The 26,540-nt window shown below is 60.4% G+C and carries 29 protein-coding genes; 7 read left to right on the forward strand and 22 right to left on the reverse strand.

Annotated features, from left to right (window positions below):
* Together OZ411_RS18265 and OZ411_RS18270 are read right to left on the reverse strand one after the other, a co-directional pair.
* Entirely contained in the window at positions 1–453 is a 453-nt protein-coding gene (locus OZ411_RS18265) for a hypothetical protein (RefSeq protein WP_282529066.1), read from the reverse strand.
* Between the two features lie 221 nt (positions 454–674).
* Positions 675–1,379, reverse strand: a complete 705-nt coding sequence (locus tag OZ411_RS18270) for an outer membrane beta-barrel protein (protein ID WP_282529067.1) — start codon at positions 1,377–1,379, stop codon at positions 675–677.
* 440 nt (positions 1,380–1,819) lie between these two features.
* On the opposite strand from OZ411_RS18270, the gene OZ411_RS18275 reads away from it, so the two are divergent.
* A complete protein-coding gene (locus OZ411_RS18275; protein ID WP_282529068.1) occupies positions 1,820–2,821 on the forward strand; it encodes an AraC family transcriptional regulator in 1,002 nt (333 codons plus the stop codon).
* Positions 2,822–3,428: 607 nt separating this feature from the next.
* Here the strand turns inward: OZ411_RS18275 and OZ411_RS18280 are convergent.
* The 6 genes from OZ411_RS18280 to OZ411_RS18305 form a co-directional block, all read right to left on the reverse strand.
* Positions 3,429–3,656 (reverse strand): hypothetical protein, encoded by a 228-nt coding sequence (locus OZ411_RS18280; protein ID WP_282529069.1) that lies wholly within the window; start codon positions 3,654–3,656, stop codon positions 3,429–3,431.
* Positions 3,657–4,219: 563 nt separating this feature from the next.
* On the reverse strand, positions 4,220–5,578 hold the full coding sequence (locus OZ411_RS18285) for a tyrosine-type recombinase/integrase (RefSeq protein ID WP_282529070.1): 1,359 nt from the start codon (positions 5,576–5,578) through the stop codon (positions 4,220–4,222).
* Between the two features lie 287 nt (positions 5,579–5,865).
* On the reverse strand, positions 5,866–7,296 hold the full coding sequence (locus tag OZ411_RS18290; protein ID WP_282529071.1) for a hypothetical protein: 1,431 nt from the start codon (positions 7,294–7,296) through the stop codon (positions 5,866–5,868).
* Positions 7,244–7,525 (reverse strand): hypothetical protein, encoded by a 282-nt coding sequence (locus OZ411_RS18295; RefSeq protein ID WP_282529072.1) that lies wholly within the window; start codon positions 7,523–7,525, stop codon positions 7,244–7,246. The genes OZ411_RS18290 and OZ411_RS18295 overlap by 53 nt, the downstream gene beginning before the upstream one ends.
* A 366-nt stretch (positions 7,526–7,891) precedes the next feature.
* The gene (locus OZ411_RS18300; protein ID WP_282529073.1) at positions 7,892–8,143 is read right to left on the reverse strand and encodes a helix-turn-helix transcriptional regulator; all 252 of its coding nucleotides are present in this window, start codon (positions 8,141–8,143) and stop codon (positions 7,892–7,894) included.
* Positions 8,143–8,670 (reverse strand): hypothetical protein, encoded by a 528-nt coding sequence (locus tag OZ411_RS18305; RefSeq protein WP_282529117.1) that lies wholly within the window; start codon positions 8,668–8,670, stop codon positions 8,143–8,145. Before OZ411_RS18305 ends, OZ411_RS18300 begins: the two co-directional genes overlap by 1 nt.
* A gap of 31 nt (positions 8,671–8,701) precedes the next feature.
* On the opposite strand from OZ411_RS18305, the gene OZ411_RS43370 reads away from it, so the two are divergent.
* On the forward strand, positions 8,702–8,956 hold the full coding sequence (locus OZ411_RS43370; RefSeq protein WP_349017021.1) for a hypothetical protein: 255 nt from the start codon (positions 8,702–8,704) through the stop codon (positions 8,954–8,956).
* Positions 8,957–9,176: 220 nt separating this feature from the next.
* Here the strand turns inward: OZ411_RS43370 and OZ411_RS18315 are convergent, their stop codons facing one another.
* From OZ411_RS18315 to OZ411_RS18345, 7 genes are all read right to left on the reverse strand, one after another.
* Positions 9,177–9,611 (reverse strand): hypothetical protein, encoded by a 435-nt coding sequence (locus OZ411_RS18315; RefSeq protein ID WP_282529075.1) that lies wholly within the window; start codon positions 9,609–9,611, stop codon positions 9,177–9,179.
* An 18-nt stretch (positions 9,612–9,629) separates the two neighbouring features.
* The gene (locus OZ411_RS18320) at positions 9,630–10,565 is read right to left on the reverse strand and encodes a DUF2950 domain-containing protein (protein WP_282529076.1); all 936 of its coding nucleotides are present in this window, start codon (positions 10,563–10,565) and stop codon (positions 9,630–9,632) included.
* Entirely contained in the window at positions 10,562–12,196 is a 1,635-nt protein-coding gene (locus OZ411_RS18325) for a DUF3300 domain-containing protein (RefSeq protein WP_282529077.1), read from the reverse strand. The genes OZ411_RS18320 and OZ411_RS18325 overlap by 4 nt, the downstream gene beginning before the upstream one ends.
* 179 nt (positions 12,197–12,375) lie before the next feature.
* Positions 12,376–14,268, reverse strand: a complete 1,893-nt coding sequence (locus tag OZ411_RS18330) for a HAMP domain-containing sensor histidine kinase (protein ID WP_282529078.1) — start codon at positions 14,266–14,268, stop codon at positions 12,376–12,378.
* A gap of 209 nt (positions 14,269–14,477) precedes the next feature.
* Entirely contained in the window at positions 14,478–14,897 is a 420-nt protein-coding gene (locus OZ411_RS18335) for a hypothetical protein (RefSeq protein WP_282529079.1), read from the reverse strand.
* 49 nt (positions 14,898–14,946) lie between these two features.
* Positions 14,947–16,179, reverse strand: coding sequence for a biotin/lipoyl-binding protein (locus OZ411_RS18340; protein WP_282529080.1), 1,233 nt, complete (start codon positions 16,177–16,179; stop codon positions 14,947–14,949).
* A complete protein-coding gene (locus OZ411_RS18345; RefSeq protein WP_282529114.1) occupies positions 16,172–16,633 on the reverse strand; it encodes a hypothetical protein in 462 nt (153 codons plus the stop codon). The genes OZ411_RS18340 and OZ411_RS18345 overlap by 8 nt, the downstream gene beginning before the upstream one ends.
* A 153-nt stretch (positions 16,634–16,786) precedes the next feature.
* Between OZ411_RS18345 and OZ411_RS18350 the strand changes: the two genes are divergently transcribed.
* Together OZ411_RS18350 and ppk2 are read left to right on the forward strand one after the other, a co-directional pair.
* Complete coding sequence (locus OZ411_RS18350) at positions 16,787–17,242, forward strand: hypothetical protein (protein ID WP_130580120.1); 456 nt, start codon at positions 16,787–16,789, stop codon at positions 17,240–17,242.
* A 45-nt stretch (positions 17,243–17,287) separates the two neighbouring features.
* Positions 17,288–18,085: a polyphosphate kinase 2 gene (ppk2, locus tag OZ411_RS18355; RefSeq protein WP_282529081.1), complete on the forward strand. Its 798-nt coding sequence runs from the start codon at positions 17,288–17,290 to the stop codon at positions 18,083–18,085.
* A gap of 411 nt (positions 18,086–18,496) precedes the next feature.
* Here the strand turns inward: ppk2 and OZ411_RS18360 are convergent, their stop codons facing one another.
* The 3 genes from OZ411_RS18360 to OZ411_RS18370 all read right to left on the reverse strand — a co-directional run bounded on the left by OZ411_RS18360 (position 18,497) and on the right by OZ411_RS18370 (position 21,743).
* Positions 18,497–18,661: a hypothetical protein gene (locus OZ411_RS18360; protein ID WP_282529082.1), complete on the reverse strand. Its 165-nt coding sequence runs from the start codon at positions 18,659–18,661 to the stop codon at positions 18,497–18,499.
* A gap of 773 nt (positions 18,662–19,434) precedes the next feature.
* Complete coding sequence (locus OZ411_RS18365) at positions 19,435–19,863, reverse strand: hypothetical protein (RefSeq protein WP_130580116.1); 429 nt, start codon at positions 19,861–19,863, stop codon at positions 19,435–19,437.
* Between the two features lie 185 nt (positions 19,864–20,048).
* Positions 20,049–21,743: a SulP family inorganic anion transporter gene (locus OZ411_RS18370; RefSeq protein WP_282529083.1), complete on the reverse strand. Its 1,695-nt coding sequence runs from the start codon at positions 21,741–21,743 to the stop codon at positions 20,049–20,051.
* Positions 21,744–21,895: 152 nt separating this feature from the next.
* On the opposite strand from OZ411_RS18370, the gene OZ411_RS18375 reads away from it, so the two are divergent.
* A complete protein-coding gene (locus tag OZ411_RS18375; protein ID WP_130580114.1) occupies positions 21,896–22,780 on the forward strand; it encodes a dienelactone hydrolase family protein in 885 nt (294 codons plus the stop codon).
* Positions 22,781–22,809: 29 nt separating this feature from the next.
* Positions 22,810–23,406 carry an invasion associated locus B family protein gene (locus OZ411_RS18380; RefSeq protein ID WP_245476359.1) on the forward strand — a complete coding sequence of 199 codons (597 nt, stop codon included), beginning with the start codon at positions 22,810–22,812 and terminating at the stop codon, positions 23,404–23,406.
* A 16-nt stretch (positions 23,407–23,422) separates the two neighbouring features.
* Here the strand turns inward: OZ411_RS18380 and OZ411_RS18385 are convergent, their stop codons facing one another.
* Positions 23,423–23,797, reverse strand: a complete 375-nt coding sequence (locus OZ411_RS18385) for a response regulator (protein ID WP_130580113.1) — start codon at positions 23,795–23,797, stop codon at positions 23,423–23,425.
* A 204-nt stretch (positions 23,798–24,001) separates the two neighbouring features.
* On the reverse strand, positions 24,002–24,634 hold the full coding sequence (locus OZ411_RS18390; RefSeq protein ID WP_165421219.1) for a response regulator: 633 nt from the start codon (positions 24,632–24,634) through the stop codon (positions 24,002–24,004).
* A gap of 227 nt (positions 24,635–24,861) precedes the next feature.
* On the opposite strand from OZ411_RS18390, the gene OZ411_RS18395 reads away from it, so the two are divergent.
* Complete coding sequence (locus OZ411_RS18395) at positions 24,862–25,548, forward strand: helix-turn-helix domain-containing protein (protein WP_165421218.1); 687 nt, start codon at positions 24,862–24,864, stop codon at positions 25,546–25,548.
* Here the strand turns inward: OZ411_RS18395 and OZ411_RS18400 are convergent.
* Both OZ411_RS18400 and OZ411_RS18405 read right to left on the reverse strand, forming a co-directional pair.
* A complete protein-coding gene (locus OZ411_RS18400) occupies positions 25,475–25,990 on the reverse strand; it encodes a potassium channel family protein (protein WP_130580112.1) in 516 nt (171 codons plus the stop codon). The two genes, OZ411_RS18395 and OZ411_RS18400, sit on opposite strands and share 74 nt — an antisense overlap.
* Positions 25,991–26,015: 25 nt before the next feature.
* Positions 26,016–26,369 (reverse strand): phasin family protein, encoded by a 354-nt coding sequence (locus OZ411_RS18405; protein WP_130580111.1) that lies wholly within the window; start codon positions 26,367–26,369, stop codon positions 26,016–26,018.
* Positions 26,370–26,540: the final 171 nt, after the last annotated feature.

Raw genomic sequence — 26,540 nt, forward strand, 5'->3', positions numbered from 1 at the left:
TCACTCCAGCCTGAGCGTTACACCGCCGACCGCCGCCGAGAGTTCGACGCCAAGCTTGCCGCCGGCGAGCTGCAGGATCACGCCCTTTTCGTTTTGCAGTTGCACGCCGCCAGCTCCAGCCGCCAACGCACCGCTGGCGCCGATCGCGGCGTAGCTGCCCTGGATGTCGCCCGGGCTGCGCACGTTCAGTGCGTGACCGACGAGTTGGGCCGTAGAGGCGCCGATCGTGAAGCCGACGCTCATCCCCGACACCGCGAAGCGGTAGTGCTTGCCGTGGCAGGTCAATACGCCATGGCCACCGCCAACGCCCACAATGAAACCACCCTTGGTGAAGACGACGCGGACCGCGCAAGTATTAGCCTGCGAGGGCGAAACAAGGCCGAAAGTCAACAATGCAAGCAAGGCGGCGGCGAGGAACTGCATGCGATGCTGTTTCATGTGATCGTGCTTCATATCTGCTTGCTCCAGTGCCGTAAGTCGAGGGTTGAACGGGATTGATCCAACGTAATCGCAACCTTGGTAATGGGGTCCACGGATGACGAGAAAGAATGGAGGCCGACTGGATCGGTCGACCTCCTCTCTTCACTAGTAACCACCGAACTTGTAATTGACGCGATCCGCGAGCTGATTCACATCAGTCTTCAGACCGAATGTGATCATCGACGCAACTCCGCTCAGAATCGATAGTTGACGCCGCCACGCACGATATTGAGATCATCCGTACTGACTCCAGTGCCCACGACCTTCGTGTAGAGATACTCGGCCTTCACGGACCAGTTCGGCGTGAAGCCATATTCCACGCCGAGACCCGCGGCGATGCCCGGACGCCAGGATGAGCCCGCACAATCGGGCAGGACGCCAGCCGTGCCGCAGGGTACGCCGGCGACGGTCGATGCGCTGGCGGTCGACTTGACGAAGGCTGCGCCGCCGGTGGCGTAGAGCAGCACGTTGTTCACGGCGATACCGAGCCGCGCCCTCACCGTTCCCAGCGCGGTGATGCTCGACGACGTGTTCAGCGTGGCGCCCAGCCCGGCGCCGAGAATGCTGGGTGTTACGACGGACGAGCCCTTGATGTTGGCCCAGTCCAGATCACCTTCCAGGCCGAGCACGACATATCCCTGCTGAATCTGCCCGCCAAACGTGCCGCCGATCATGCCGCCGGTGATGTCGAATCCGGCGCGGTCGAACCTGTTGGAGAACAGCACCAACGGGTCCTGGTTGCCCCAGCCATACCCGGCGTTGCCGCCAACATAGAATCCCGTCCAATTGTAGACGGCGGCAACCGGAGCCGGCGCCTTGTAGGCGGGCGCCGCCGACAAATCCGCCGCAGCCGCGTAGCCGCCCATCATCAGCGAAGCCGCGATCGCAGCTGCAGACATTCTAATCTTGTTCATTGCGCACCTGATTGATTCAAGAAACTTGGAAGCGCAACAAGAAGCGCCATCATTGGCCTTCCTTCCTCCGGGAGAGGTACGCTCTAGTTGCTATTTCGTGCCAATCGGGGGACGAGTCCGGCCATTTCGCGCCAATCGCGATTTTGGCGAAGCTACGATCGCCGCTAGCACCGCACGTTGGGAGGGTAAATGGATGGGCTTCATCGGCGCCTCGGAAAGGGTGGAAGTCTTTGCAGCGTCGTTAAGTCGCGCTATCCTTGCAACCGTCTGGCCATAACCCGCCAAAATCAGATAATGAGGGATACCTACGCGGCGCGCCGTTCGGTTGCCGTGCAGCACACAAAGGCGATGACGTAACCCGACTGGAGCTTGCTAGCTATGCAGTGGTTGGGCGCCGACACAGCGTTGACCCGGGGTCGGAAGGCATGAGTGGAATTCCTTTAGCGCGTTGCCAATTCCTCATCCCTTTTGCCGATATTCACAATGAGATTGGAGCCCCAACGGCGACACTTCTGAGCAGATTCCGACTTCCTGCATTCCTGGAAGAAAAAGCCGATCACTACGTTCCGCTATTGCCGGTGCTACAGTTTGTGCAGGCGGCCCAGAGATCGCAAGGCCTCACGGATTTCGGATTTCTCGCCTCCCAGCGGCTGCAATTTTGTCACCTGAGCGGAAAGCTGCGCGCGTCAATTGGTCATTCACCCACCCTGTTCACTGCTTTGCAGCAATTATGCAAATGGGCGCCACTTGAAGACACCAAGCTGCAAATGTGGCTGGCGCGCCACGACGATCACATCAGGATTTGCAGCAGGCTCGGCGGCACCGAGGGGCTGCGGCATCTTGAACACTCACATTGGCTGCAGAACGTCCTTTCTATACACATCGTTCGGCAGTTCGTCGGACCGGGCTGGATGCCCGCGACGATCGCCTTCGAGGCCCGCTATAAGCCCAGTCGCGAAACGAAGGCTTTCTGGCCACATACGCGATTTCTGTCGGATCAGGATGCATCGTGGATCGACGTGCCCGTTTCGCTCCTCAGTCTGCCCAAGCTCGCAAATGAACACTTGCCGAATCCACCCGAAGACGAGTCCGGGCCCTCGGGCAACGACATGATCAATTCGCTCAGATTAATGTTGCCATCCTACCTGGACGAAGGCGCTCCGACGGTCGCGGAAATGGCGGACATGGCCGGCATGAGTCTCAGAAGTTTTCAACGCAAACTGTCAGGCGCCGGCCTGACATACTCAGATCTGCTTGATCGGGCCCGATTTGAGTACGCGGCCAAACTACTGCGCAGTACGGAAGCAAAGATCATCGATATTGCGCTTTCGTCCGGCTACGCCGACCCTTCGCACTTTGCGCGCGCTTTCCGCCGCATTTCCGGCGTCACGCCTCGGGAATTCCGCGAGACCTGGAGTCCGCGTTAGACGCTACCTTCGCGCAGTTCTAAACCCTGGTGGCGATCAATCGCGTTGATTGGCGCGGGCGGCCATAAGGTCGATGTCAGCCGCGTCGCGCGGATTGGCCGCGTGTCCTCGGAATGGCTCGCGGCCGTCTGACGAGCGCTACTGTTTTCGGGCCTATTCTCCAATGTCCGAGAGGGGTCACTGGCCAGGTCGGCGCGAGACGAGCCGACGGACGAGAAGCGTTGCCCGCGGGCACTACCATCAATCCATAAAAATCGCGGAAGATCGCTGTTAGCGTAGAAAATCGAGGATCGTGGTAGCGGGGGAGCGTGTTGGTTAGAAAAGCCGACAGAATTCCCTGGGAATTATTGATCTAGGTGCATTTCGCTGAGGCGGTCCGAACTGCCGGTTATCTATGCCACCGGCTTCTCGCCGGTTACACCACGTCCCGTTCCCGGGGCTACACCCTAAGGAAGCCCTATCATCCCGACGAGATCGTCCGAATGGTCAAGGTGTTCGGCAACGAAAAGCGAGCACCGCCGAGTTAGGCTCGCCCAATCCACCGGCAAGGACCCCATAGGCCGGAGGATCCACCGGTTCGAGCGCACCACTTCCGTTTGCCGCGCAACTACCCTTTCGGCAGGCGCAATTCTTCGAGAACCCGAACGCAGATCTCAGCGGGGTCCTTCAGGCCAGTCTGAGCGACCTCGATGATCTTCTTGGCGATCAGTTCGGTGAGAGGGTCGCTCCGATCCTGCACGCCGACCATGCGCAGGGCCCGTTCGTAAGCTGCGGAAAGCCGCGTGATCTCTTCGGACCCGAGAGCTGAGTTTTGGAGTATTCGATAGATCGCCAACTGTTAGACCCCCTGGACACAGGGTAGCACCAGTCCGCTGATGGAACATTGCCAATTTTGAGCTAATTTTAGGCTTCGCAACGGAACGGCTTCGAGAGCTTAGGGCGCAGAGGTCCGGTCGCAAATCCCACAGACTGACGCGACCGATCACGGCGCGAAGCTGCGAATCGTATGTGGCCCAGAGATCCTACAGCGGCACCGGCTCGTAGAATCGCGTCAGGCTAAAGGGGATATCTCATCCAAATCGCCGCGGCGCTTAAGCCTCTTACTTCGAGAGTTTTGAGGAATTGACCACGCATCACCAAGAACAGCTACCGCTCCAACCGACACAAGATTCTCGCCCTCGGTGTCCAACCTGCGCGGCCTTCCCCCGCCTGATGGCGCCCATCTTGGAGCCGAGAACTGGGAAGACCACCCGTCTATATCGCTGCGACAACTGCGGCGAACGCGTCTGGGACGATTAGGCCGCGGGCCTGGAGCGCACTCAGAGTGGCGCGATTGAGGGGCGCTCGCAGCTCGTCGGACCCTCACACGAAATCGTGTCGTGATCGGCACGACCTAGCCTAGGCTGCCAAGCGGTGCTCATCTTCGATCGGCTCTTGATCATCGCTCGAAGCGCTCTTCAGGAATCGCGCCAGGGCGGCCTTCCGTGAATCGCGGTCCAACGCGTAGGCTGTCTGCTTAAATTCTATGCCGTCAAGAAGCCCTTGAATGTAGCCTGCGATCGTGTCCGCAGCCATGATCAGCGCTGTGTCGAGTGTATGGATGTACTTGCTTGTCACTGAACCCTTTGCATGGCCCACCAGCGCGGCGATGGTCACCTCGGTAAAGCCGAGATCGTTGGCGATGCTCGCGAAGCTGTGGCGCAGGACGTGGGGAGTAATGTCGGACAGAGGTGAGTCCTCGACGAGATGCTTCCACTGGTTTGGAAAACTGCCGAACGCGTTGTCTTCGCCCTGCCCGGGAAACACGTATGTGCCAACATCGTCCGTGCGACGTCGCTCGAGATATTCGACGACAGGTAGGCCAATGGGACGGATCGATTCTCCCTCCTTACTGTCGTCCAATCGCAAGCAACTCGACTCGGTGTCCGCCTCCGTCCATTTCAAGCCAATCATCTCGCTGCGGCGGCAGCCGGTCAGCGCAAGCTGGCGAACGATGTCCACAATCGTGGCGAACTTCTCCTGCTTGGCAGCGTCGCGTAGCATCCGACCAAGTATTCGGTACTCAGCCTCCGATAGCCGACGCTTTCGCGCCTTGTCTTTTGGTTTGCGGACGCCATGGGCCGGGTTGCTTTCGATAATGCCAGCTTCGACCGCATAGGTGAGGATCCCGCCGAGAAGGCCAACGGTGCGGGTAGCCGTGCCAGCACCGCCCCGAACGATGGCCTTGCCGCGCAGCTTCTTGGTCTTGACCGAAACCCGCGTCTTTCCGGCCATGATGTCCTTCAGGACTTTGTTGATGTCGCTTTTGGTGAGATCTTTGACCCGCCGGATTCCTATGAGGGGTACGATGTGACGCTCAATTCGACCAGTATCGGTGACGATCGTTGAGGCCTTCTTCGGTCGCCCGCCCTTTCCCAGGATGAGACCGGCCTGAAGATCAGCGAAATAGCGGGCACACAGCTCCTTCACGGTGATCGCCTTGTGATTGAGCTGGCGATCCTCGACGGGGTCGTCACCGCCGGCGACGCGCCCCAATTGCACCTTCGCCTCTCGGCGTGCAGTCTCCGGCGCCCAGGCTCCGTGAAGTCCGATCGTGTAGCGACGTGAGCGACCACCTATTCGATACTGGATAACGTAGCTGCGCTTGCCGGAACTAAAGACCCGGAGACCGAAGCCTGGCAGTTCGTCGTCCCAGATCAAGTAGTCCTTGTCCTGGGCTTCCGCAGCCTCGACAACCCTCTTCGTGATCTTGACCATGACATTCCTTCGTTTCCGGGCACGGTCTCTCGCGTAAGCAGTGCGTAAGCACGCGGGAGAAAATCGGTGCGGATTTTCGGATAGGAACGTCGCTGTTGTTTCTGAGAATATCCAGTTCCTTCAGCTGGATAGCGTAGCATAGCGTGCCCTATCGCATTTTTCGGACGGGTACGTTATCTTGCTCCGAAGGCAAAGGTCACACGTTCGAATCGTGTCGGGTGCGTCAGTAATTTAAGGGATTTCTTAAACTCGTCGCTGCTGGCCGGCCGTGCGGGTAAGCAGCAGTTCTACTTTGCCGGCGTGCGAAAGAGCTGAAACAGCTCGAACATGGTCTCCAGCATGCTGCTCATAGCTGGCCAAAAGAGCCAAACTGTAAATCCGGAGACCACTAATGCGCCAAGGAAAAACACCGCAATTGCGCCTCGGGTGCGAACGTAGCTTGCTTCCAAGAGCGAACGGGCTAGGCGCCTGTTTGCTACTCGCAGGTTGAAGGCCGTTGCGACCCATGTGACAAGAAGAGTTACGCCGGACAGTCCTAAAAAGCTGAAGAAATTCTCAGCGGCAAACGTGCTTACTCGGTAGAGAAGCGCGAACTCTTCCTTCTCTTGCGATGAGATCCGCGGCTGAATCAAAATGGCTATGGTTGCCACCAAGATGGCGACGAATGCAAGTGCGATTGTCCTTGACGCCACCACCTTTGCCAACTCGCCGTTTTGCCGATTGGAGATTATCTGCTCCGCGGTACTTATCTCGTCTGCTTTAGCCTGAAGAGAAAGCAGCAAGGCATCATTATTGAATTTGGGGAAACCGGAGAATTGCTGCTGCAGCTTTGCTTCGCAACAGGCGGTGAAGCTATTGCAGTAGGCTAGTATGCCCATTGCGCGCAGAGTCGATCGCGCATCCGGGTCTCGTTTGAACCTGATAATAGCGTACTGCAGCGAATAGATGATATTCTTTCGCCATTGAATATCGTCGCTGCGCCGGTCCTGTAGGATCAGGATCGTATCTGAACTCGATTCGTGCTGTTGGTGAGCGTGGCTGAGGTCACGAAGAAAGAAATAGCACTGGTCCGCGACCCATTTACGAATATTGTGACCGCCGTTTGCAGCAAACTCTTCCGAAGCTCTCTGTAGAGCTTGCTCTCTGAAAACAGGGTTTCCGAAGTAGACCTCGCCGTTTCGATCGAGGTCGAAATCTACCTCAATGTCGGCGCACTCATCCACGAGTTTCCTCGCCCGGTCGAAAGCGAGATGGGCCTGGGCGGGGATATCTGCTGCATTGGAAAACCTCAGCGCGTTGATTTCGTGCACATAGGAGCGAACGGCTTGATCAGCAGATGTGCGCCAATCGGCCCGACTCTTAAAGATGTGAATTTTGCCGCTTATCCAGTCGGCAACCAATGGACTGTTGTTCGACTTGGCGGTCAGGGCGAACCAAAAGTCTCCGCTGATGTCGTACAGCCAGTGGATCAGCCGCGGGAACAGAATGTCGCTGAGCGGTCGATGCTGATAAGCGACGATGATCCGCTCAGCTCCCGTATCTAGATTGGCAAATATGGATTCCGTGGGGCGCCGTGCGTCCCCGATGTGTCGGAACGACAGCCGCCCATTAACTGTAGGTATCCAGCCAGCGTACGGCCGTCTAGTTGGACCCGACGGAAGGCTTTCAACGGAAGATTCGGTCGAAAGCTTTGTCTGACAATCGTCCGCAGACCTCAATGCGATTATCTCTTCGATTGAAAATCATGCCGCCCTTGATGCGGCCATCAGGAAGCCAGTCATCTCGCGTGCGGGCACGACCCATCACCGCATCGGAGACGCCCTTGACCCGGGATGCGCTTTTCTTTGCCTCAAAGCGGTTGAGGCGAAAAAGCCTGTAAGCAATGGAGAGGAGGACAGCAGCCAGAGAAAGGCCAACCGCCAATCCAAGGAAATTGAGAGCTAACATGGGAAGCGTTCTCGGGGTTGATGGGCGGAAAATTCAACCGGAACAACCAACTACGAATCAAAATGTGCCCCTCGGGCGCATCTGTCAAATGGCCGCAACGGCCAACAATCCGGCGCAGGTAACGAGCCGCGCGCAAGACCGGTCTCCAAATTATGCCCTCCTGTAGGGTTCCCCGGACTCGGTGATGCGTCAAAATCGCGTCGACCCGACGACACAGCCTCCGAAAAAAAACCTCTGAGAGACCGACTATGTGGCTCCTAGATGCCAAAAATTATTTTGGGCACTTCTTCATTGGACAGCCTTTTCCGCGCCTCTGCGTCCCCCGTTAACGGCCGTTAACACTTCACTCGCCTCCCATCACGCCGATCACTTGCGCTTGGCTCGCTTCGCCAGCCTCACGCCAGCACCGCCCCCGTTCTCCGGGATAAACTCGACTCCGGCGCTTTCGAGCGCCCTTTGGACAGCCTCTCGAACGTCATCCGAGACGGCCATGCCTTCGTCACTCTCGCGTTCCAGCCGTTTGATGGTCGGGAGCGAGCGCCCGGCCGCTTCCGCCAATTGGGTTTGGGACCAGCCCAGCAGCCCGCGGGCAGCTCTGATCTGCTCAATCGAAATCATTACAAAAGCTGCTTGACACTTTTTGGATCATTCATCATGATCCATTTTGTATCAAGAACAGATTCCGAAGGCAATCCCCGATGACCAAAACAGCGGTTTCCGCGGACGGCGGAGCTATGCTTGCAGTCACACTCACCCACAAGCATCTGATCGCCGATCGAATGATTTACCTGATGGTGTCTAGCCACCGCACCGGCAACTATCTCCCCGAGCGCAACACTGCCGACTTGGACCACGTTACGACGGTCCGCGACATCGCGACCGGCCAGTTCACCAACTTGGTGCAGGTGATCGAGCTTAATCCCGTCGAACACACAAGCCGGGACGTGACCGAGGACATTGCCCGCGAAGTCATGGCGCTCTGGGCTTCTCAGCCCGTCGCCGACACCGCCGAACGTGATGGCACATCCACCACGCTTGCCAACGGACTCAACATCCTTCTCGCCCTCGGGCCAGAACACCGATTCGCTCGGCACGCCGCAGGCGGATCGCAATTTCTTCACCGGCCGTGCCTCGGCCGGTCTCAAGGTCAGCTATCCATGGGTCGCCAGCGCGACCGTGGCGCTCGCGCCCTATGCGGGCCTTTACGCGGATTACTACTTCACCGGCGATGATGCCGCTGCGTTGGCGTTGGCCGGGGCCGTGCCGCTCGCTTCGGTCCCGCTGCTCGATGGCTGGTCCGCGCGTGCAACGGGAGGGCTGGCGGTGCGCCTTGGCAACGAAGCCACTGTTGCTCTTGGCGCCGAACTCGGCGGCATAGGCAGCAACGTGCAAATCTGGACTTTCCGCGGAAGAGGATCGATTCCATTTTGAGACGACGAAAAATTATGCATTAATTTCACATAAGAGTTCGCTATTCTGCTCTGAATGGCGCGTTACTTTGCAGCGCGATGCGCGCCAGATCGAAACTGTAGCTCCGTCTCGTTCGCGTAGGTCGCTTCGGGCGCCAGCTCCGACACGAATGCCCGCTCATTGTCACAAGCGCAGAAGCTCAGCTTGAGCGGATGACTTTTGCTCTTGCCCGATACTCAACTCACTTCAGCGAAATCCTGATACCGCTGAGGTTGGCGGCGAACTCCATCCCCGCTTTTGGCCCTTTCAGGATGAGCACGACGCCGTTTTCATTTCTCAAGTTGACGCCTCCTGCGCCGCCAACGAGCGCTCCGCCGGCACCGACCGCGCTATAGGTGCCGGCAAAATCGCTCACGTCAGCTATGCCTGAGGCCCAACCTTCCAGACGGCTAACGGACGCGCCGGCGGTAACGCCGAGGCTGAGGCCCGAGACCCGGAACGGATAGTTGTGGCCGCGATATGTCAGGACGCCGGTGCCGCCGCCGGCGCCGACCACCAGGCCCGCTTTCGCGAAATTGACCCGGACGTAGCCCGGCGCTTGCGCTTGCGATGGCGTTGCAGGAAATGCAAACGCGAACAATGCAATCACCGCAAGACGAATTGCAAATGGCTCCATTGCAGTGCTTCCGCCTTTTCAAGGATTCGTCGCGTCCACCTTCTTCCACGTCTGGTCCGGATCGAACAGATACATGCGTTTGGCGACGACCGGCGTGCGTTCGCCGAGATCCTTCTGATAGACGGTGCCCGCGTGGTTGACCATGAAGGTCATGACGCCCGAATTGCCATACTCCGCGGGATAGGCGATCAGCCCGAAGCCGCCGATCATCTTGCCCTTGACGACGTAGTTCACGGCTCCGCCGGGCGCATTCGGCCCCTGCCCCTTCAGGATTCGGAAGTAGTAGCCGTGGTAGGGCGCGCTGCCCTCCGCGCCGGCCTTATAGCCTTCCGTTGCCGCCTGCGCCGCGAGATCGCCAAGGGGACTTTGGTCGCGATCGTCGCGCCAGAACAGGCCATCCTTCTTGCCCGGAGTGCTGACAATCCGTTGAGCATAGACACCGGCGCCGTCCCCGGTACGATCCTTGTCCGCATATTCGTTCTCGGCATCGACAAAGGCGAGAGCGGTTTGAATGGCATCGAGCTCGTTGCGTCCGATGCGGCGATACAGGATCTCGAGGCGACCCGCCGCGGAGTCAAACTCCCAGCCATCCCTGTTGTTGACCAGAGGAATCGGGAACGGGAAGTCATCCGCGCCCAGGATGAGCGTTGCCTTCTTGTTTCCTTCCGCCTTGATCGAGTGCTTGGCTTCATACGCGGACAGGAAACGTTCGCGCGTCTCGGCATCGGCGACATCATCGCCTGACGCGATGATGTCCTCGGCGTCCTTGCCCAGAACTTTCAGCACGGCTCTTTTCTCCCCGGTCTTGACGGCGACAGCGAGCGCAGCCGCGGCGTCCTCCGGCGAAGGATAGGCCTGTTGCGCGTGAGCCGATGTGATCGGGAGCGCCAGCATCATAAGGGCAGCGACAGCGGCCGCGGGGCGAGCCAATCGGAGCCACGGAACGACGATCATGGTGATGGCTCCGATGCTGTGGGAATCCGTGCGCCGGCGGCAAGCCAGTCGCTGTAGGTCCGGAACTTCAATCCGAGCTTGTCGTAGTAGACCCTGAGGTAGCCGTCGCCGCCACGCGTGACGGCTTCCGGCATGATGCCCTGCACTTCCTGCGCCATCACGCCGACATAGGACTTGCTGCTGCCGAGATAGCTGAAGCGGTAGTAGCCGAGACCGTTGGCGAGATGACCAAGCAGGACGATACCGTGCTTCAGCGCGATATCCGACCGCCGTCCGCCACCCCCGCGGAAGCCCCCGCCGCCTCCGCCACGGAAACCTCCACCGCCACCGCGAACGGCGGCGCCCTGGAAACCACCGCCCCCGCGGCCGGCGAAGGCGACCGCACCTCCGGCCCGTCCGGCAGAGCTTGCCCGGCCTCGAGCGGCCTGCAGATTGGCAGCCTTGCCGGAAGACACATTCCTGAAGGCTGTGTCGCGGCCGCCGCCGCTACGCGCCGCATTGCGACCGCGCTCACCTGCCCCCGCACGAGCGCCCCCCGCTTTGGCGCGATCGGCCGCGGCTGGGCGATTGGCCCGATCACCGCCAGGACGATCACGAGAGGCAGCGCCGTCGCGACCGCGATCACCAGTACGATCGCCGACGCGATCACCGCCGCCGGGTCGGTCTTGTCCGGGACGCAGCACTTGCTCGCCGCCGCGGCCTCGGAAATCCATCCGATTCGCGCTTCCCGCCTTCAGATTGTTGTTGCCGAAGCGCTGCTGAACATTGGCGTTGCTGTATCGCACGCCTTGCCGATGCACCGGATTGTGCTGCCAATTGTTTCCGACATTGGTGACCCGGTTGTAGTGGTTGACGTAGAGGTTGCGGTTGCCCCAATTGAATCCGCCGCCCCAGTAATTGCCCCAGCGGCCGATCGCCCAGGCGGTACCGAAGGCAAGGCCCGCTGCGATCACGCCCGCGCCGATATAAGATGGGTAGCCGAAGTAATAGGGCGGATAGTCCGCATACGGCCACGTTCCGTAGACGGTGGCCGGGTCGTAATAGGGAACGTACATCGCATTGGGATCAGCCGACTCGATGACGATCACCTGCTTGTTGTCCTGAGTCTGCACGCTGACCTTCTGCTGCTTGGTCGTCACCAGCTTGTCGTTGGCCTGGGCTTTGGCGCGCAACCGCTGGACCACGTCCATGACATCAGGCTGCTGCGCGAGCACGGCATCGCCGAGATTCTTGGTCCAGTCGATCTTGTCGCTCATCATCGAGAGAACCGCTGTCGTGCTGACCAGTGCTTTGACGCTGTCGTCCCAGGACTGTTTGTCGACCGCGTTCTTCAGCGCGTCGCCCTTCAGGTCCTTGTGCGAGGCCACCCAACGGTCGGCCTGCACGATCTCCAGCGGATAGGTCGACGCCGCGAGCACGTTCGCCAGGAGGTCGTCGGGATAGAGTGCAATCGGCGCGACCAGCGCCTCGAGCTGTTCAGGCTTCAACAATTGTTCGCTTGGCGCGGCCTGTGGCGTCCCCTGCGGTTGATCGCCCTGAGCAGGCGGAGGGTTGGTCGCCTGCGCAAAGGCGGCGACGGGAGCCGTCAGGAACAGCGCGAGCGCGAGCAAAATCCTGCCGCAACGAGACATCACAACCTCCATGAGCCTCACATGCGGCAAACATCCGTCCGGGGCATGCGCGCTTCTTGATCAGGATCAAAGAAACCCGGGCGGTTCACCTGGACGCGATATTGCTGCGGCGCGACATGCTCACGGGCAGATAACCAGGATCAACACGAACTCGCGCCGTTGCCGGTTCGCGCCGGACCTTAGCCAACAAGTGGCAATCTGATCCGGAACAGCGCCCCACCTGAGCTCCGGTTTTCCACGGTGATCTGGCCATGATGCGCTTCGACGATCGTGCGGGCGATCGCAAGGCCCATGCCCATGCCTTGTGTCTTGGTCGTGAAGAATGGCTCGAAGACATCCTTCAAATGATCGTTGGCGATGCCTGGACCTGAATCGCCAACCAGGATTTCTGCCTGTTCGTCAGATATGCCCGTCGCGACGATCACCTCCCGTTTCTCGGTTTGCACCTCGGATACGGCATCGATCGCGTTCATGACCAGATTGAGGACAACCTGCTGAAGCTGAACGGTATCGCCCTTGACGCGCAACGGCATCGAAGCCGGTACATACTTCAACGTCACGGCACGGCCTTCGGCCAAGGCCGACACTATGCCAACGGCCTCCCCAACAGTCTCGGTGAGGTTGATCTGGCTAACCTCAATTGGCACTCTTTTCAGCATGCTGCGAAGGCGGCGGATCACTTCGCTCGCCCGCTGGTCATCGCGCCTGATGTCAGCCAGGATTTCTTGTATTTCACCGAGATCAGGCGACGACGATTTCAGCATCAGCTCCGCCGTCTCGGTGTTGGTGAGAATAGAGCCAAGCGGCTGGTTCAGCTCGTGTGCCAGAGAGGTCGCCAGTTCTCCCGCAGCCGAATAGCGGTTCACCCGTGCGAGCTCCGCCAGACGTTGCCGAGCTTCGACCTCGGCGAGGCGCCGGCGATGGCGTTCATGGAGCAAGCCACTGATCAGGGCCGCCTGCACGAGGATCACTGCCGCGATCAGTGCGACCTGCCACTGATATCTTTGCCAGAACGTCGGCTCGCGAAACAGAACTTCGCTTCCCGCGGGCAGGTTGCTCTCGCTGATGCCCCAGCGCCGCAGCTCGCGCCAGTCGTATCTCGGAGGCGCAAATCCGATCGGCTCGATCTTGATGTTGGAAGGCCTCTCGCCACCGAGGATGCGGATCGCGGCATTGACGGTTTTCTCGCTCGATGCGCCGATCGAATGCATCGGGCCGCCGACGGTGTATTGGCCGAAGAAGGCTTCCTGGAAGGAAAAGATCGGAGCGTTCGCGACCGCATGAAGACTGCGCAATGCGAGATCGCCTTCATGAGCGACACCTGCCGCGTCGACCGACATCAAGCCCCAGAACAGGACGGTGTGCGGCGGAAGCGTCGCCGCCCGCTGCAGGATTTCGTGGAATGACAGGTCCGCGTACCAGACGAATGCCACCCGGCTTTCGAAGGGCTTCGCTTCCCTCTTTGCTTCATCAAGCCAGAACTTCTCCAACGGCGAGGCGCCGATCACGACGGCAATCGTTTGCGTGTCCGGCAGGACATGAAGAATGCTGCCGAAAAAGGCTGAGAAATCGTTGTAGACCGAGATGACAGCGTCGTTATCCGTAAGTCCGGCACGATTCACCAGCCGTTGTTCGACCGCCGTCAGCACCATGGGCGTCTCAGGGAAGAGCTCTGCGCGAAATCTCTCGACGAATCTGGCGGCAGGCGCGCCAAAGCTGATCACAATGTCGGGCGCCGCGCCCTGGTAGAGCGAGCGCAGATAGTCGACGAACGGCGCTTCCGGAACCGGATTGTCGAACCGCGCGGTCAGCAGCGTCTGTTCCTGGAGATTCAGCGGCCACGGCGATTGGCGCTCGAGCTCCTCCCGGATGGTGCGGGCAAATTCGCTCCATGGTCGGAAGTCTCGCCCGAAGGAATGGAGCAGCAGCACGCGCTTGGGTTCGCCACGTGGGGCGGCGCCACTCGCCGGCTCGGGCAGGAAGATGAACCAGACCAGTAAACAGGCGCAGAGCCACACGGCCGCAACCGGCCTGCCAATGTTGGGCGCAGCAATGGGGGCAGGTCCGCCCATTCTTTTCCCCGGCAGTCTCAGACGTCCAAACGTTTGCATCTCAAGCTCGGCAATTCTAGCGCGAATTGCACCGCGGCCAACGGCTTACTCCGCCGGGCGAGGAGTTCAGCAGCGCGTCGTGACCCGACCGTAGGCGTTCCCTGACTGCACGCAAGGGACTCGATGACTTGAATCAACCGCGCGCCGCGCGCATTGCGTCGCGGCAAGCGCTATGATTTGCAGCGGTGATAGGTGACTTCCATTCCCTCGATGCCAGGAAACAGGCGCGTGATGGTGTCGTCATCAACCACTTTGAAGAAGAGTTGGATGTTTTCGAGCATGATCCCTGAGGCGCAGCCGACGACCATATTGACGTTCTCGTCGTTGTCCTTCCTGGATTTGATCGAGCAGGTCGCGTACTTGGCTCTCAGACGATTGGGCTCGGCGATGAATCCGCCGCCATGCACGCCGGGAAAATTGGTGAAGGTAACCAGCTTTGCCCTTCCCTTGCGCGTAAATACCTTGCTGCATTGGTCGGCGCTCGTTGCCCATGCGCCGGTGAGATCAAACGCGGCCGCATTTCCAGATAATCCCACGACGGAAACGGCCAATGTTGTCACAAGCACCGGAAACCCGCGAAGTCCCTTCATTTCATGCCCCCTTCCAGAAGGTCGCAGGCACTTCCGTGCTCGCCGCGTATCAATGGCCGCTGAACACCAGGGTCTTGATCGGCAACAGCAGCGCCTGGATCCGCAGCAGCAACGCGTGCACCAGTCCCACGCCATCGACCACATGCAGCGCGATGCGCCGGCCCGCGCTGGTGTCCGTGTTGGAGATTTCGTCATGGTTGCTGGTGTAGGCGTTGACGATGCAACTGCTGCCCGGCGTGACCCCTTCGAGACCGCCCTTGTAGAGCGGCTCCAGGAACACCAAGACGGTCCCCGGCCGGATGATGTTTTGCGCTTCGACCAGTTGCTCGCCACCTCTGAACTGGCCGGCGGCGATATAGTCCTGGACCGTCGTGACCACCATCGGAATGATGACCCAGGGCCTAGAGATACAGGTCGCTTCCGCCACCATGCCTTCCCTCATCACCTGAGCCTCGATCTGGCCGAATCCGGCCTGCAGGATCCGCCGGCCTGCACCCTCCGGGATAAGGATGCCGGCCGGCCGCATCAGCGGGTTGACGACGTCGCCAACGCGAAGCAGGAACTGCTCCACACGACCATCGACGCCGGCGCGAACGAAAGTCTTGTCCATATCCACTTGAGCTTGCGCCAACGCGGCTTCGGCGCTTGCCTTCTCCGCCGGCAGCAGTGTTGAAACCCGCAAGGTCGCGGACTGCTTGACGGCCACTGCGGCGTCGATCCCGGCTTGCCGTTGATCGACGAGGACCTGGAGTTTTTCGATGTCGCGCTGCGGCACGATGCCGGGATTGCGGCGCTGCAGTTCGCTCTTCACATCCAATTCGTCCTTGGCTTGCTGATGCGCGCTTCTTGCTTCCTGGGCCTGTGCCTCGGCCTTGACGACATCGGCTTCCGCGGCCACCAGCGCAGCGTCCACCTCGGCGACCTTGCGCTTGGCCGTTTCAAGGGCTGCTTCCTGCTTCGAATTGTCCAGCCTGAAGATCACGTCGCCTTTCTTCACCGGTGCGCTGAAGTCGAAATTGACTTCCGCGACGCGCCCGGAAGCCTCCGGGAGGATCGGGATCGTCCGGAAGAACAGCGTGGCGGTGTCGGTTGCGGGATGGAAATAGAAGATCATGGTGATCAGCGCGATCGTGAGCATGAGGCAACTGGTGATGCCCCACCTCAGCTCGAACCAGACCGAGAAGAAGGTGATCTCCTTGCCGAAGCGTTTGCCCTGGACGTAGCGGCGGAAGAGATAGTCTGGAAGGACCGTCACGAGGGAGCAGATCAGGAGCTCAAGCATTGCTGGACTCCCTTGCCTTCGCGGCATCCGGGCCTCTCGTCTCCGATGAGGCGGCCGGAAGCGCCGGATCCGGTTTGGTTTCAGGCTTCGCCGCGCCGCCTTCATCCGCAGCGGCACTTGCTATCTTCTCCACCGAGCCGGCAATGCTGCGCAGCGGCGTGCTGAAATCGGGAAGATCGATCATGGCCAGCAACAGCGCCGCGACCCAGAACAGGTGGATGTGCGTGAAAAGCGCCAGCAAGCCGAGGACCGCGACAATCTCGAACTGCAGCTTTTGCGATTTGTGCGCCATCCGCTCGGGCAGGCTGTGCAGGCGCCAATAGAGCGTGCCGACCCAGAGCACGACGGCTACCAGGAAGATGCCCATCACAACCATCAGCACGTCGACCTCGTTCGGCGGCGTGATGAAAAAAGGCAGATGATGGGGCGCAATTGGATGAAGCTGCTCGCTCAACTGCTTCTCCCGGGTCAGGAATTGGGCCTTTGACCGTTCAGTCTGGGTACCGTCGTCCAGGGGGCGCTTGATCTGGATCAAAGGTGCGCCCCTACCCGGCCCTAGCCTTTCGCGAACGACCAGAGGAAACCGGCCATTCAGGAGATGTCAGCCATGCCAGCGAACATTGATGACCTGATCCCCAACGCCAGCCAGATCCAGAAGGAGGCCGCCCTCCGGGAGGCGGAAAAGGCGGATGAGTATGTCCGCCGCGCGGCCGCCGCCGAGGCCGAGAAGAAAGCCCTGATCGATCGGCTCAGCCGGCCCTCCGGCAAGTCCGAGGAGGAAAAGATCCAGTTGGCATCGACCATCATCCAGCGCGCCGTGCGGAACGGATTGACCGAAGTCCTGGTGTATCGCTTCCCGAATACGCTGTGCACCGACAAGGGCCGCGCCATCAACCAGATGGAAGCGGGCTGGGAAGCCACGCTGACCGGGATTCCCAAGGAGATCTTCCAGCTGTGGACCGACTACCTGAAGCCGCGCGGCTACCGCATCCGCTATCAGGTCATCGATTTTCCCGGCGGTGTGCCCGGCGACATCGGCGTCACCATCGCCTGGGGCGATTAAGCGGCCGGCCGGTTCAAGACGATCTGAAACAGTGGAAGCCTGGACATGGCAGATGCGCCCGCCGCACGGATGAAGCGGAAGATCTATGAGAAGGAACTGGAGAAGCTCCAGGTCGAGCTATGCCATCTCCAGGAATGGGTGAAAGCGAACCAGGCGCGGGTCATCATCCTGTTCGAAGGCAGGGATGCGGCGGGCAAGGGAGGCACGATCAAGGCGATCACGGAAAAGGTCAGCCCCCGCGTGTTTCGCGTCGTCGCCCTCCCTGCGCCTTCGGATCGCGAAAAGACGCAGATGTTCATCCAGCGCTACATGCAGCATTTCCCTGCCGGGGGCGAAATCGTCATTTTCGACCGGAGCTGGTACAACCGGGCCGGGGTCGAATATGTGATGGGCTTCTGCAGCCCCGCCGAGCACAAGCGCTTCCTCGAGCTGTGCCCTACCGTGGAGCACTACGTCGTTGAGGCCGGCATCGTCCTAATCAAGCTGTGGCTCGAGGTCGGGATGGAGGAACAGGAGCGACGATTCAGGGCCAGGATCAACGATCCGCTGCGGCAATGGAAGCTGAGTCCGATGGATACGGAATCCTATCGACGCTGGTACGCCTACTCGCGGGCACGCGACCTGATGCTCAAGGCCACCAGCTCGAAACATGCGCCATGGCACATCATCCGCTCCGACGACAAACGGCGGGCACGGCTGAACTGCATCTCGCATATCTTGGACATGATCCCGTACAAGCGCGTTCGCCGGAACAAGGTCAGGCTGCCCAAGCGTTCCAGCAAAGGACGCTACAACGATCAGACCGGGCTGCGCGGGATGGCGTTTGTTGCTCAGCGGTACTGACCGGATGCGGCCAAGTTCCAAATTCCGAGCTTTTCTCAATCGTCCGCCATCCGGGACTCGCAACGCCAGATTTATGTCAAGGGAGCGACCACCGCGCACGAATAGCGTTAATAATGGCCGACCATTCCGGCCGAGCAGGGATAGGTTCGAGGATCATCTCGCCATCCGTCGCGATTTGCCAACGGCGGCATAAAGAATCATTCGGTCTTCGAATCTTGTCCGCAACAAGAGGAGAGCGCAATGACACGGCTGCCAGTGATTGCCGCAGCAGTTCTAGCGATTGCTGCATCTGCCCCCATTGTTTGCACGACAACAAGCCCCGCATCAGCCCAAGGATGGCAAGGCAGGGACGGCAATGTGGGCAGCGATTTGAGAGACCTTCTGAGAGACCGGATTCAAACGCGCGAAGATCTACGGGATCTCATTATCGACCTTCTGCGAGATCGACAGGAGATGCGGGGCCGCCTGCGCGAGCGGATGGGCCAGTGGCGTGACCGCGAGGAGGATGAAGGCGACGGGAGCTGGCGTGGCGGTCTGCGGGAGCGGCTCGCCGAGAGGTTGGCTGAGCGACGCCATGGAGGTGAGGGAGGAGGCTGCTATTTCCTTACCCGCAGCCTGAGTGACGAGGACCGCGATTTTATCCTTATCATTCGTCGGCGTGTGTGCCGCGACTGAGCATCTCAGAGTGAGGCCGGAGCGGAATCACGACGAGTTCCGCTCCGGCCTCTCGCTCACAATGAGGAGACTCATGATGAACAAGGCCTTTGCCCTCACCGCCACACTTTTGCTTATCTCTCCGCCCGCCTTCAGTCAGAACGCCCCCAGCTCAGATCAGCGAGACTCATCATACTCCCGAAGCGATCGTGATCTGGACGATGTTCTGCGGGCAATCGGCGAATCTGGTCGCGGGGGAGCACGCCGAGGCGGCGCCGCGTTCTTCCTGCGGAATGGCGACGCGATGGTGGCTGTGCGCTGCGATCCACAAGACTCCATGAAGGCATGCGTTGACACCACTCTGACGCTCCTTGAGCGGGCGCGCTCTATGCAGCCTGGAGGAGGAGCGCAGAGTGGCGCTCCGGGAGCACCGAGTGGCGCTCCGGGAGCGCAGCCCCAACCTCGCTGACAACTCTGAAAACCGGGATGTCTGCTTGCCGCTTACGGCCCGGACGACGGATTTGCACGCTTTCGAGTTAGCCGAAACGATAGGCGGCTGCGTGCGTTCCCGAGAGCTGACGATTCTGATTTGGCAGGCGGACGCTCCCTGGGCGGGCTGACTCTCGCGCATCGCACAAGAGCGCCTCGTCCCCGAAAAGCAGACCACGGCACCGCAGCCATGGCCCGCTGCGCGATCATTTCAATCTTATGGTGACGCCACCGACGGCGGCTGAGACTTCGGCTCCGATCTTCGGTCCGCTGAGTTGCAAGATCACGCCATTGTTGTTTCGTAGCTGAACGCCACCGGCGCCGGCGGCAACGGCGCCACCAGCGCCGACCGCGCCGTAGCTGCCTTCGATGGACTCAGGCCCCCGCAAATTCAGCGCGCGCCCAACAAGCTTGGTGGTCGAGGCTCCGATCGTGAAGCCAACGCTCATGCCGGAGACGGTGAATGGATAGCGCTTGCCCCGGAGTATCAGCACGCCCTCGCCGCCGCCGACGCCGACGACAAAGCCGCCTTTGGTGAAGACGACGGCAACCTGGCCGGTCTCCGCCCGCGACGGCGTACTCAGTCCTGCCAAGCCCAGCATTGCCAGCACCGCGATCACCCCAACATGTCTCATGATTTACCTCCAAGAGCGATTTAGAGAACAGTTTGCCAAGACTACTTCCCGCATCAGACGCGCTCGACGGCGGGTTTCTCCCGATCGTCGTGTACGGCGACACTGAATGGTGCTGGGTCGCGCCGCCGCCCCTTTGATCCAAGTCAATGCTGCGTTAACCCGCAGCGAGCTCCTCAGGCGCTCGATCATCCGCCGGCCTTGCTCTCGCCAAGCACGCTGTCGAGCGTCCGCATCCAGTTGCGGCTATCGGTCTTTTCCGCCAGCCCGTCCGCCTGCAACAGGTCGCGCAATTGAGCATGAGCGCCGACGATGCAGAACGTCACCTCGCGATCTGCCAGTTCGTCATGCAGATCATGCAACATGCGCGCGCCGGCCAGATCGATGAAGGGCGATGCCGAGAGGTCGCAGACCACCACCTTGATGTCCGACGATTTTCGCAGTGCAGCCAGAACAGTGTCGAGGATCGTCTCGGCATTGACGTAGAGCAGCGACGCTTCGGGACGGAATGCGATGACGCCGGCGAGCGGCTCCACCCCATGATGCCTGGCGCTATCCGAATAACGGCCGGTTCCGGGGAGCCGTCCGAGAAAAGCCACATGCGGCTGCGACGCGCGGACGAGCAGCAGGAAGATGGATGCGAGTGCCGCAAGCAGCACTCCCTGCAGGATTCCAAGCAGCAGCACCGAAGCGAGCGCGATCGCCGCCGCATAGAAATCGATCCGGCTGATTTTCCACATACGCAGCAGCGCGGGGATGTCGACCAGCCTGTACACGGCGCTAAGCACGATCGCAGCCAACACCGCCTTGGGAAGATTTGTCAGCAGCCCCGTGAAGAACAGCAGACACAGCGCAAGCGTGACCGAGCAGAGCACCAGCGCCAAAGGCGTACGGGCCCCGGCCGCGTCGTTCACCGCAGATTGCGACAGGCCGCCGGCAACCGGATAGCCGTGGCCGAACGCCGCCGCGAGGTTGGCCGCACCCAGTCCCAGAAACTCCTGCCGGACATCGAGGCCGTAGCCATGCTTGGCCGCAAAGCTTCGCGCCGCAGAAATCCCCTCGACATAGGCAAGCAACAGACAGCCGGCCGCGATCGGAAACAGCTCTGCAGGCTTCGACAGCCCGAACGAAGGCATTGCAAGCGCCGGCAGCCCTTGCGGAATCGCCCCGGTAATCGGCACTCCCAGCGCCGGCAGGCCAAATATCGATGCAACCAGAATCGATAGTGCGACGACGGCGAGTCCAACCGGCTTGCCCGGCCGGAAGCGCTCGCCGATCAGCAACAGCAGCAGCGAAGCAAGACCGATCGCTAAGACGAGCAAGTTGACATCGCCGAGCTGCCCGGCGAGCCGAACAGCCCGGTCAAAGAAATTGTGGCCACCGCCCGCTACACCGAACAGGCTGGGTAGCTGCGTCATCATGATCGTCAGCCCGGCGCCCGCCTTGAATCCGACCAGGATGCTGTCGCTGATCAGGCGTACCAAAAGGCTGAGCTTGAACAGCCAGGCGATCAGGCAAAGCAACGCCACCGCACAGGCCACCAAGCTCGCGATGTCAGCGTATCGCGCCGGATCGCCTGCGGCCAAAGCTCCGGCCGAGCCGGCGATCATGAGCGAGATCGCGGATGTCGGACCAATCGCAAGCTGACGCGAGGAGCCGAGGAGTGCATAGCCGACGCCGCCAAGCAGATAGCCGTAGATTCCGACATGAGGCGGCAGCCCGGCGAGCGCCGCATAGGCCAGCGAAACCGGTATCGCGTAGGCGGCGAGCGTAATCCCCGCGACGGCGTCCAAGGACAGAAAGGAAAGCCGATAATTGGCAAGCCACTCCATCGGCGGAAAGAGCCGCGTCCATCCCGGTTGCTGAGATGACGATGGCTTCATGTGAATTGGCCCGTCACGCGAGATTTGAGGCGCTATAGCGATCGCCGAATTGCTCCGATCAACGGCGGCCTGGAGCCAAGCGGGATTGATCTGGATCAAGCGTCGCTTCGGATTCGATCCGTCAACTCGCCTCGTTACGGCGGAGCTCTGATATGGGTCAGGCTTGCTCACGATTCCTGATAATACTGTTCGTCTTCCTCAGCCAGATCGCGCCGGCGCGCCCTGACGATCAGAACGCTCCCGCGCGCATTCAGGAGGAAGTCTGGGCGCTGCCGCTCGTCCTGCCGACCATCGCCTATGTGGTGCGTCCGGTCGGCGACGGCCCCTTCCCGCTCGCCATCATGAATCACGGGGTGTCACTTGACCCGGTGCAGCGCAGCTTCTTTCCGCTGGTCGAATTCCGCGACGCCGCTATGTGGTTCGCGCGACGCGGCTACCTCGTGGTGGCACCGGTTGGATCGGGTTACGGCGCCTCGGCGATCGACATACCCGAACGCGGGCTCTACGGACCGTTCTTCTCCAAGATCGGCAATTGCACCAATCCGAACTTCCACGACGCCGGCATGGCGGTTGCGCAGCTCGACCTCTTGATCATCGACTATATGGCAGCCGAGAAGAAGATCGTGCCGAAGGATGTCATCGTGATCGGCCAATCGGCCGGCGGCTGGGCGTCGATTGCGCTTTCGAGCGCAAACCCGGCGCAAGTCAAAGCCATCATCACCTTTGCAGCCGGACGCGGCGGCCGCGTCGATGGCAAGCCGAACAACAATTGTGCGCCGGACCGGCTGGTCGAGGCTACCCGTGAATTCGGCCGTACGTCGCGGGTGCCGATGCTCTGGATCTACATTGCAAACGACACGTTCTTCGGCCCGGCGCTGTCGAAACGAATGCACGAGGCGTTCACCGCCGCAGGCGGCAACGCCGAGTACCACCTGCTTCCGCCGTTCGGTGACGATGGACATTTCCTGGTCGGCTCGGCCGATTCCATTCCGATCTGGGCGCCGCTCGTCAGCGTGTTCCTGGACAGGCACAAATAGCGACGGCGACCGGCGTGAGGAGCATAGCCATGAAGATGCAGCCTCCTGGACCGTTTCCGATCCCGTTCGTCGCCCTGATATTATCAGCGATGATCGCAGGCGCTCCGGCGAATGGACAAAAGGTGCCGGCTGGCGCGCAACCCGGGGGAGCCGAAATCGCGCCTCGCGGCCAGCGCGAAGCGCGCGACATCAGGTTTGGCGACTGGGAGAAGGTCTGCTTCAAGCCCGGTGGCGCGAAGATGGTCTGCCGCACCACGATCAGCGGCACCTTCAATACCGGCCAGACCGCGGTTCGCGTCTATCTGACCGAGCGCGAGGACAATAGCGGCGCGCGGCTACAGCTTTTCCTGCCGGTTGGTCTCTATCTGCCGGCCGGCGCCACGCTCACCGTCGATCAGGGCACGACCTATCGACTTCCGTTCACGTGGTGTCTCACCAACACCTGCATTGCTGGTGACCTCGCCAACCCGCACCTGCTGCACGACATGGACTCCGGCCAGAAACTCTTTCTGCAAGTGGTCGACACCAACTTGCTGTCGGTGAAGACGGCGCTGCCGCTCGATCAATTTGCGACCGCGCGCAAAGGCGCACCGGTACGCGTTTTCGAACAGGATATCGATGAGTGAGGATAAACACGCGCGGCTAGGCGATAGCCGCCGCCATTCTTTCGATCGGCTCGATCAGTGATTTCGCCGAAAACGGCTTGGTCAGGTAAGCGACGCATCCCGACTCCGTCGCCGCCGTGCGGTTCGCATGGCTGTCATTGCCAGTGATATAGATGACCGGCAAGCTGATGCCGTTGTCCAGGAGCCGGCGACGCAGATCAATGCCGGATTGACCATTCAGATTGATATCCAGGATGATGCAGAAAGCGCCACCGAAATCGTCGTGGCCAAGCAGCGCGCTGGCGGACTCGAATAGCGTCGTATCAAACCCGTGCTGCCCCAGCAGACGCTTAAGGCTCCTGAGCATGGATCGGTCGTCATCTACGACAAGAACAGATCTTCGATTCGGCAAGGTGCTCAGCTTTTCGAGGATGTTTTCGGCCGTCTTCTGCAGTCGGCGGCCTGACCGCGAGCCGAGAAGCTCGATTGATTTCGCACCCCGAGATACGCGCTGTCATCAAGGTGTGATATTGTCCGTTCGGACAGGTGTCCTGAGGGAACCCAACACCCTTTGCGTATTTTTCCTGTCAAAGTGCGATAGTTTCGATCTCGGACGCTAACGGTCTGCATCGTTCCTTGAGCCGAGCACGCCGAGCCGCTCCGCGATCGATACCAATTCGGCGAGCGAGTGCACTTGCATCTTTTCCATCACCTGGTGGCGGTGCGCTTTCACCGTGCGCTCGGTTGTTCCCAATTGATGCGCGATCTGCTTGTTGATCTTGCCGCGCACGATCAGCTCGAACACCTGTCGCTCGCGCGGCGTCAACCTTGCAAGGAGGGAGCGATGGGAATCGAGCTTGCTGCGCTGGCTGCGCACTGCGCCATGACGAGCAATGGCGCGCTCGATTGCATCCATCAACTGTTCCGAAGACACTGGTTTGGTCAGGAAATCCTCCGCGCCGGCCTTGATTGCCCGCACGGCCGTCGCAGTGTCGGCGTACCCGGTGAGGAACACGATCGGCAGCGTCGAACCGAGTTCGCTGAGACGATTTTGCAGTTCGGGACCGCTCAGGCCGGGTATCCGCACATCGAGCAGGATGCATCCCAGCCGCTCATTGTCCGACAGACGATCCAGTAGCTGCTGAGCGGACGGATAGGTTGCGACGTCATAGCCGGCGAGCTTCAGCCGCCGCTCAATGGCTGTCCGAAACGAAGCATCGTCATCAACCACGTGAACGAGGCCAGGCAATTTTCCCTCCGAGGAGGCATGGAGCCGCATCGTGACCGGTAGTCTCGCCGCCGGTCCGACACCATTGCCTACTTGTCCCATAGTACAATGGTCCGTGGGACAATGATTAGGAATCCTGCCTTCGTCGCAGATCAACTTTAGCGAGACTGGACCCGATACCGCATTCTTGCAGCGCAATACTTCTAAAGACTGACAAAAATCGTGACGTTCAGGTTAGGAGTTGGGCCATGTTTTCCTATGTCAACATCGATCCGGCAGCATCCCTACCTAATATGCTCGGCGCGTTCGGCATGGCGAGCGCTTCGAACCCGATGGTGACCTTAAACGAATTTACGTACAAGAAAGGGACGGAGATCTACGGCGAGAAAGAACCTGCCGATTACGTCTATCAGGTCAAGTCTGGTGCAGTGCGAAGCTACAAGCTGCTTTCAGACGGCCGCCGTCAGATTGGCGCGTTTCACCTGGTCGGCGATATCTTCGGGCTGGAGAACGGCAGCGAGCATCGTTTCACGGCCGAGGCGATCGTCGACACCGCGGTGCGCCTGGTGAAGCGTCGCAGCCTCGAACTCGTAGCCGAGAGCGATGCGATGGTCGCCCGCAACCTGCTCAGCATGACCACGAACAACCTGCAGCACGCCGAGGATCACATGCTCCTGCTCGGCCGCAAGACGTCGCTCGAGCGCGTTGTTGCCTTCCTGCTCGAAATGGACAAGCGCCTGACCGCGGCCGGCGTCATGGCGCTGCCGATGTGCCGCCGTGACATCGCCGATTATCTCGGCCTGACGCTGGAGACGGTCTCTCGCGCCCTGTCGCGGCTGCACGAGCTCGGCATCCTCGGATTCATCGGCAACAACCAGCGCCAGATCGTGCTCCTGGACCGGCCCCAGTTGGCGGGCCTCGATTTGCAGAACTGAAAGGCCCTCCTGGCTCGGCGATCGATGCAAGGTGGTCGTACGACCTGCGCAGCACCTCGAACAACAGGGCCGTCGACCAGCCGAACATCAGGATGCCGTTCATTGCGGTTATCGGTCCCGTCAGCCGCCATGATGCCGCGGGCGTGATATCGCCGTAGCCGAGGGTGGTGTAGTTCACGAAGGCGAAATAAACGAGGTCGGCGCCGGCAGGTGCGGCACCGACGATCGCATAGGCCAGTGCCCAGACAAAGACGTCGAGGGTATGAGCCAGCATCAGCAGGATTGCCACAACGACCATGACGCCCATCAGATGAAGTCTCGGCCAAACAGGGTGTCGTTGCTCTGCAATACGGGCGATGGCGACCACAGCGACGGTCACCAGCGCGTGGATCATGATGTTGACTACGCTGATGACTGCGCCGACAAGGAACTGAAGTGCCATCCGTCGGCCCCGGCCGCTAAGCAAATCAGCTCTTGGGAGTAAACACGCCCGCTGCCGCCTTCATGGCCGATTCGCCCATGCTCCTCCCCTGTTCCATCAGCGCTCGCATCTGGTCCTGGAAGAACTCGGACTGAATCCTGACTATGTCCGGCACATCCTTAGCCTCGATTAGCCGGTCGCAGAGGTCAAAAGTCGTCGCGGTCTGCCGCCGCATATGATCACAGAACTGCTTGGCCTGCCCGGCAATCGGGAGCTGTGAGGAGTTCAAGCCCTTCTCAAGCATGTCAAAATAATCCGAATTGGCCTTGCGAACACGGCCGAGATTCTCTGTGAGCATCGTCCGGACCTTGTCCGCTGCCACTTCTTGGGGGTTCGACATCGCATCCTCCTCTCCTGATGAAATCCATTAAGGTGCCGTCTATTTCGCGAGGCCGCCGAACCAGCCGCCACAGAGCCGCCAATTCGAGGTTCACCGAACGCCCGGTGCCGGGCCCGATGACGGGTCGACTGTCCCTCAGCCTCCGCCGTTGTCCTGAGGTCGGCAAGCAAA

This window comes from Bradyrhizobium sp. Arg237L (assembly GCF_029990105.1).
Lineage (GTDB): Bacteria > Pseudomonadota > Alphaproteobacteria > Rhizobiales > Xanthobacteraceae > Bradyrhizobium.